General features: G+C 51.0%; 6 protein-coding genes. All 6 read left to right on the forward strand.

Annotated features, from left to right (window positions below):
• Positions 1-269 precede the first annotated feature (269 nt).
• The 6 genes from VF685_RS13320 to VF685_RS13345 are packed head-to-tail and all read left to right on the forward strand — an operon-like array spanning position 270 to position 6,499.
• The gene (locus VF685_RS13320) at positions 270-3,107 is read left to right on the forward strand and encodes a monovalent cation/H+ antiporter subunit A (protein ID WP_005181803.1); all 2,838 of its coding nucleotides are present in this window, start codon (positions 270-272) and stop codon (positions 3,105-3,107) included.
• A gap of 2 nt (positions 3,108-3,109) precedes the next feature.
• Complete coding sequence (locus VF685_RS13325; RefSeq protein WP_075167613.1) at positions 3,110-3,475, forward strand: Na+/H+ antiporter subunit C; 366 nt, start codon at positions 3,110-3,112, stop codon at positions 3,473-3,475.
• Positions 3,475-5,283: a monovalent cation/H+ antiporter subunit D gene (locus VF685_RS13330; protein WP_163143043.1), complete on the forward strand. Its 1,809-nt coding sequence runs from the start codon at positions 3,475-3,477 to the stop codon at positions 5,281-5,283. Before VF685_RS13325 ends, VF685_RS13330 begins: the two co-directional genes overlap by 1 nt.
• Before the next feature lie 2 nt (positions 5,284-5,285).
• Positions 5,286-5,807 carry a Na+/H+ antiporter subunit E gene (locus VF685_RS13335; RefSeq protein WP_286385120.1) on the forward strand — a complete coding sequence of 174 codons (522 nt, stop codon included), beginning with the start codon at positions 5,286-5,288 and terminating at the stop codon, positions 5,805-5,807.
• Complete coding sequence (locus tag VF685_RS13340; protein ID WP_005181799.1) at positions 5,804-6,079, forward strand: monovalent cation/H+ antiporter subunit F; 276 nt, start codon at positions 5,804-5,806, stop codon at positions 6,077-6,079. Before VF685_RS13335 ends, VF685_RS13340 begins: the two co-directional genes overlap by 4 nt.
• A gap of 9 nt (positions 6,080-6,088) precedes the next feature.
• Positions 6,089-6,499, forward strand: a complete 411-nt coding sequence (locus VF685_RS13345; protein WP_286385118.1) for a Na+/H+ antiporter subunit G — start codon at positions 6,089-6,091, stop codon at positions 6,497-6,499.
• The last annotated feature ends 172 nt before the right edge of the window (positions 6,500-6,671 follow it).

Genomic DNA, 6,671 nt, shown 5'->3' on the forward strand with positions numbered 1-6,671 from the left:
CCTGAAAAAAGTTCGGCGGCGTATAATGTCTGCCGTGTGCGCAAAAACAAATTGATGTTGTTTTATTCATGTAATAAAATCAATCAGATTTATATTTTTATAGTAAAATCCGATTTGCTATAAGTTTCTCAAGTTGCGCAACACAACTTGTTTATTTAGACATAATTCTATTTTTCGGCTTTCAAGATTGAGTATTTTGGACTGCTCCTTGCATTCCTGTAATCCTTGAAAGATAAGATTCACCCTTAGGTTTTGAACCTATCAAGACAATGGATACGAGTGTGCTATCGATTATTATATTGCTACCGCTGGTACTTGGCACAACCCTTGTCTCGTGGCTGAAGCAATTCTCACGCGGGGTAACGGCTTTAGGGGCGATAGGAGTCAGTTTAAGCAGTCTGATCCTGTTACTGACTCAAGCAAAGGATGTCTTTAATGGCGCCACCATCATTCAGTCATGGTCGTGGCTACCCCAGTTAGGGATTGATTTAAGCTTTCGCCTGGATGCTTTAGGTTTATTATTTTCTTTGCTGATTACCGGTATCGGTACCCTCATCTTTATTTATGCTTATTATTATTTAAGCCCCAAAAACTCCCTCAGCAAACTGTATCTCCTGCTCATGCTGTTTATGGCAGCCATGCTCGGGATTTCATTGTCGAATAACCTGATTATCCTGCTGGTGTTCTGGGAACTGACCAGTATTTCCTCCTTCCTGCTGGTGGGTTACTGGAGCAATTACGAAGCGGCTCAACGCGGCTCACGTATGGCCCTGACCATTACCGGCATGGGTGGCTTGGCTATGCTCGGTGGTTTTGTCCTGCTCGGACAGATCACCGGCACCTATGAGCTAGACCAGATTCTGACCATGACCGATCAGATTCAAAGCCATGCGCTGTTTGTACCCAGTTTATTGCTGATTTTACTCGGCGCCTTTACCAAAAGTGCCCAGTTCCCGTTCCATTTCTGGTTGCCGAATGCCATGGCGGCGCCAACGCCAGTCTCGGCCTATCTGCACTCCGCGACCATGGTGAAAGCCGGAATTTTCCTGCTGGCGCGTCTGCTGCCAATTTTTGCCGGCGCGGCGCTGTACCATAATCTGGTCACCTTTGTTGGTCTGTTTACCCTGTGTATCGCGGCTTTCTTTGCCATTTTCAAAGAAGATCTGAAAGGTCTGCTGGCCTATTCCACCATCAGCCATTTGGGCCTGATTGTCTGCCTGCTCGGGATTGGTTCTCCGCTGGCCGTAGCTGCAGCCATTTTCCATATTATTAACCACGCCACCTTTAAAGCGGCGCTGTTCATGATTGCCGGGATTATTGACCATGAATCCGGCACCCGTGATTTACGCAAACTGAGTGGCTTATGGCAGCTATTACCATTTACCGGTACGCTGACCATGATTACGGCCGCGTCGATGGCGGGTGTACCGCTATTCAACGGCTTCCTGTCCAAAGAAATGTTCTTTACCGAACTGCTGGCCAATTTAAGCGGACCGGTGGTGGTGATCTCGGCAATTGTCGCGACACTGGCTGGTATTTTTGCCGTGGCCTATTCAGTACGTTTAGTGCATGGCGTGTTCTTCGATGGCCCGATTGGCAAAGACGTACCCAATAAAGATGCACATGAGCCGCCAATGGGTATGCGCGCACCGGCCCTGATTCTGGCGATTTTATGTATTGCGGTCGGCCTGTTCCCTGCCCTGCTGGTTGAGCATCTGGTCAATAGCACCACCCGTGCCAGTACCCAGCTGATGAATTTTGAAGGCACCCATCTGGCCATCTGGCACGGCTTGAACCTGCCATTGCTAATGAGTGTGATTGCGCTGGTGGGCGGTCTGGTGATGTATTTTGCCCTGGCCAAAGGCGGCCGTATCCGCGAGATTGATCTTGATCCGGCATTGGGCCGCTTACAGGGACGGGTGTTATTTGACCTGTTCTTAAAAGGCCTATTGCTGAACTCGCGCCGCTTTAAACGCCTGACCGAAAACGGCTCCCTACAAAGTTATCTGTTCTGGATTCTGGTGTTTACCATTGCACTGGTGTCGGTGCCGCTGCTGAATCAGGGGATTGGTACCGGTACGCGTGAGCTGACCCAGGCACCTGCAATTGCCATTGTCTTGTGGCTGCTGTTATTCAGTGCCTGCTGGATGATGCTGTGGTTCCATCATGAACGGATTAAAGCTGTCCTGATCAGTGGCGCCGTCGGTCTGGTGGTAACCATGATCTTTGTAACCCTGTCGGCTCCGGATCTGGCTCAAACCCAGATTACCGTCGATGTGGTGACCACCGTCTTGTTACTGATGAGCCTGTCGCTGCTGCCACAATTAACCCCGTATGAATCAAGCAGCACCCGCCGCTGGCGCGATGCCGGGATTGCAATTCTGGCCGGTGCTGGTATTAGCTGGCTGGCTTGGTTAATCATGACCCGTGATCACAACTCGATTTCATGGTTCTTTAATCAGCAGTCAATTCCACTGGGCGGCGGTACCAACGTGGTCAACGTGATTCTGGTCGACTTCCGTGGTTTCGATACCTTCGGCGAAATTACCGTACTCGGTATTGCTGCCATTGGCGCCCTCTGCCTGATGGATGGGATGCGTGCCCACGGCACCACCATGACGCAGGGCCTGACCTATCGTTTTAACCCATCTCCACTGATGCTGCGCATGACCGCTTCCTGGATTTTACCGGTGGCCTTAGTGGTCAGCCTGTATATTTTCCTGCGCGGGCACAATCTGCCAGGCGGTGGCTTTATTGCCGGACTGGTCACATCAATGGCACTGATCATTCAGTACATTGCCATTGGTCAGGACCAAACCGAGCAAATGCTGAAAGCCAAATCCGGACGTTTATATGAAATCTGGATTGGTTCCGGTCTGACCATTGCCGGCCTGACCGGGATTGCAGCCTGGTTCTGGGGCCGTCCATTCCTGACCAGTGCACATATTTATGTCAATCCGCCGGTGATTGGTGAACTGCATTTGGCTTCAGCGGCACTGTTTGATGTTGGAGTTTACGTTACCGTTGTCGGGGCAACCATGTTGCTGATTTCCGTGCTGGGCGACTCGCGTCACTCCAGTATGTCTGGTCCAATTCCTCGGGGGTAAGCATGATTAGTATCGAATTTTTAGTCGCAACCTCTGTAGGTTTACTGGTCGCCACCGGCGTGTACCTGATCTTAAGGGCACGTACCTTTCCGGTGGTACTGGGCCTGGCCATGATTGGTTATGCAGTCAATATTTTCCTGTTCGCCATGGGGCGGATTCAGCTGAATGCGCCGGCCATTTTAACCACGGCGGCGCAATCCACCGACCCTTTACCGCAAGCACTGGTGCTGACTGCTATTGTAATTGGCTTTGCCACCACTGCCTTTGTGGTGCAGCTGGCCTTACGCAGCCGTTATGAATCGGGAACCGACCATGTGGATGCCAAAGATGATCCTGCTTTACTTGACCCACGTGAGGATGAGCCATAATGCATGACTTTATCCAATTCTGGGCGCAACACACTCCTATTCTCAGCATCCTGCTGCCGGCCTTTACCGGTTTTATTCTAGTGCTGCTGGGCAACCCGGGTTCGGGTTCGCTGTCGTATGACTGGCGCCAGCCGTGGCGTCGTGGCATCAGCCTGATTTCCACTATTCTCGGACTGGGTTTGGCGATCAGCTATCTGATGCTGGCCAAAACCGGCCAGATTACTGTCTACAACCTGTCAGAATGGTCGGCTCCATTCGGGATTGTACTGGTGCTGGATCAGCTGTCTGCACTAATGCTGGTACTGACCTACGGTCTGGCCTTGCCAGTGCTATGGTTCGCCTGCCAGCAATGGGATGAACGTGGTCGCTATTTCCATGCCATGTTCCATTTCCTGATGATGGGCTTGTGCGGGGCTTTCCTCACCGGCGATTTATTTAACCTGTTCGTATTTTTTGAAGTGCTGCTGCTGGCTTCATATGTACTCTTGCTGCACAGTCAGGGCAAACCGCGCTTTCAGCTTGGGGTGCATTATGTCACCATCAACCTGCTGGCTTCAGCACTGTTCCTGATTGGTCTGGGTATGATTTACGGCAGTGTCGGCAGCCTCAACATGGCCGATGTGGCCCGTTTAATACCGACGCTGGCAGAAGATCAGCATCGTCTGGCGGTGGTCGGCGGCTTGATCCTGTTTATTGTGTTCGGGATTAAAGCGGCGATGCTGCCGGTCGGCTTCTGGTTACCGAAAACCTATGCCGTAGCAGCTACCCCTGTGGCGGCGATTTTTACCATTATGACCAAGGTCGGGATTTATGCGATTTTAAGGGTCAATGGGACGGTCTTTGATGATGAACTGAGCCAGAAAATTCTCAGCAACTGGTTATTGCCAATTGGCCTGATTACCTCGCTGTATGGCGTCATCGGCGCAATTGGGGCAGAACGCTTACGCCGTTTTGTCGGTTTTATGATGCTGTCGTCGATTGGCACCATCCTGATTGCGATTGCCCTGTTTAGCACCCAGGCCTGGACGGCAGCGCTGTATTACTTGGTACACAGTACCTTAATTGCCGCGGCCTTCTATCTGTTCTGCGGCTGGGTCACGGCGCAGCGCGGTGAATTTAAGGATCACTTTAATATCGCCCCGCAAATGAAACAGCATAAAGTGATGTCAATTACCTATCTGCTGATTGCACTGATGATTGCCGGCCTGCCGCCTTTTAGTGGCTTCCTCGGTAAAGTATTCTTGTTACAGGCCACGGCTGATGCGCCTTATCAGGGCATTATTATTGCCGTGGTGCTGCTAGTTGGTTTACTCAGTATTCTGGCCCTGACCCGGGTTGGCTTTATCCTGTTCTGGCGCGCATCGCGTCCTGAAGATGATCCGGACAATGACGCCTATCACAGCTACCAGGCCCTGCCAGCCAAGGCACCCAAAGGCAATGACAAGGCCATTTACCTGTTATTGGCAGCACTGGTGGCTTATGTGGTTTTTGCTAATCCAATCCAGCGTTATGCCTTTAGCACGGCCCAGCAAATGCAGAACAACCGTCTGTATGAAATGGCGGTGTTAAAGCAGGATGAAACCGGTCAGGTGATTAGCGTCCAGCCTTATGATCCAAACTATTTGCCAGAAACCAAATACAGTGGTGAAAAACCGGACCCGAATGCCAAGCTGATTCCGTATGTAATCAGTCCAAATACACTGGAAGGTGAGCATATTTCGGACTATAAACAACGTCAGATCAATCAGCAGATTGAGCAGGACGCCGCAAGCAACGACCTGCCACAACTTAAACCTATGGAGCCATAACTATGCAAAAGACATCGTTTTGGGATATCTGGCTGCCACATCCCTTTGTTTCGGTGATTGTGGCCATTAGCTGGTTGTTACTGGCACATAGTGTTTCTGCCGGCAATCTGCTGATGGCATTGATCCTGAGTATCCTGATTCCACTGATGGTCAAACCGTTTATTGCCCGCACCCCGAATATCCACTGGGTGCCAGCCTTTAAACTATTCTGGGTGGTGGTCTGGGATATTATCCTGTCCAATATCCGCGTCGCCAAACAGGTGCTGGGACCCACCAATGCGCTGCATCCGAAATGGTTCCGTGTACCGCTGGAGACCGAGCATGAACAGGTCAACACCTTGCTGGCGATGATCATTACCACCACGCCAGGGACGGTCACGGCCGGTATTGACCAGGACCGCGGCGATATTCTGGTGCATGCCTTAAGTACAGATGACGAAGAAGCTGAAATTGCCCTGATCAAGAGCCGTTATGAACAGCCGCTGATTGAAATCTTTAACGTCAAGACAGGAATGGCCTCATGATGATATTACCTTATGCGCTCGGCATCTGCCTGATTGCCATTGCCGGCTCGATGTTTATGTGCCTGATTCGTCTGATTATGGGACCGTCAATTGTCGACCGTCTGCTGGCGCTAGATACCCTGTTCTTAAATGCGACCTGTCTGATTGTGGTGCTGGGCATTTACTGGACCAGTACTTCACTGTTTGAAGGTGCGTTACTGGTGGCGATGCTAGGCTTTGTTTCAACCGCTGCCCTGGCCCGTTACTTCACCTCTGGCCACGTGATTGATTAGGAGAACAGCATGCAACTGATGATGGAAATCCTGGTCTCCATTTTCCTGTTAATCGGCACCTTCTTTATGCTGGTCGGCGGAATTGGCATGATTCGTCTGCCGGACCTGTTTATGCGCCTGCATGCCCCGACCAAGTCCAGTACCTTAGGTCTGGGCAGCTTCCTGATTGCTGCCATTATTTATTCAGCTTATCTGGGTCGCTTCGGTTTTGCAGAAGTGCTGATTACCCTGTTTGCCTTTATTACCGCGCCGGTATCGGCCAACCTGATGGCACAGGCAGCCCTGCATTTACGTCTGCGCTCGATGAGTGGTGAAGTCCCAGAAACCCTGGAACGTCCGCTACCATGGCAGCGTAGCCGTCGCCGCGCCTTTACAGATCGTGAATCACTGGGCAGAATCAAACCCTCTAAAGACGAATAAGTCTTCGCGTCATCTTCTAAAAAAACCTGACCCGGATTGTTCCTGGTCAGGTTTTTTATGTGCTGTCTCAACCGCCCTGCCCTTGCCTGATTGCAATCTTAAAGCGCTTGTATCCGCTGAGAAATAGCAAGTCAAGCAATTATGAAGGACATAAAAAAGCCACCCGAAGGTG

Origin of the sequence: Acinetobacter sp. Brlt_5, assembly GCF_051949055.1 — a bacterium.
Lineage (GTDB): Bacteria > Pseudomonadota > Gammaproteobacteria > Pseudomonadales > Moraxellaceae > Acinetobacter > Acinetobacter indicus.

Bases quoted from the DNA above. Each gene is read 5' to 3' on its own strand.
- VF685_RS13320 (WP_005181803.1), top strand. From the start codon at position 270: ATGGATACGAGTGTGCTATCGATTATTATATTGCTACCGCTGGTACTT.
- VF685_RS13325 (WP_075167613.1), top strand. From the start codon at position 3,110: ATGATTAGTATCGAATTTTTAGTCGCAACCTCTGTAGGTTTACTGGTC.
- VF685_RS13330 (WP_163143043.1), top strand. From the start codon at position 3,475: ATGCATGACTTTATCCAATTCTGGGCGCAACACACTCCTATTCTCAGC.
- VF685_RS13335 (WP_286385120.1), top strand. From the start codon at position 5,286: ATGCAAAAGACATCGTTTTGGGATATCTGGCTGCCACATCCCTTTGTT.
- VF685_RS13340 (WP_005181799.1), top strand. From the start codon at position 5,804: ATGATGATATTACCTTATGCGCTCGGCATCTGCCTGATTGCCATTGCC.
- VF685_RS13345 (WP_286385118.1), top strand. From the start codon at position 6,089: ATGCAACTGATGATGGAAATCCTGGTCTCCATTTTCCTGTTAATCGGC.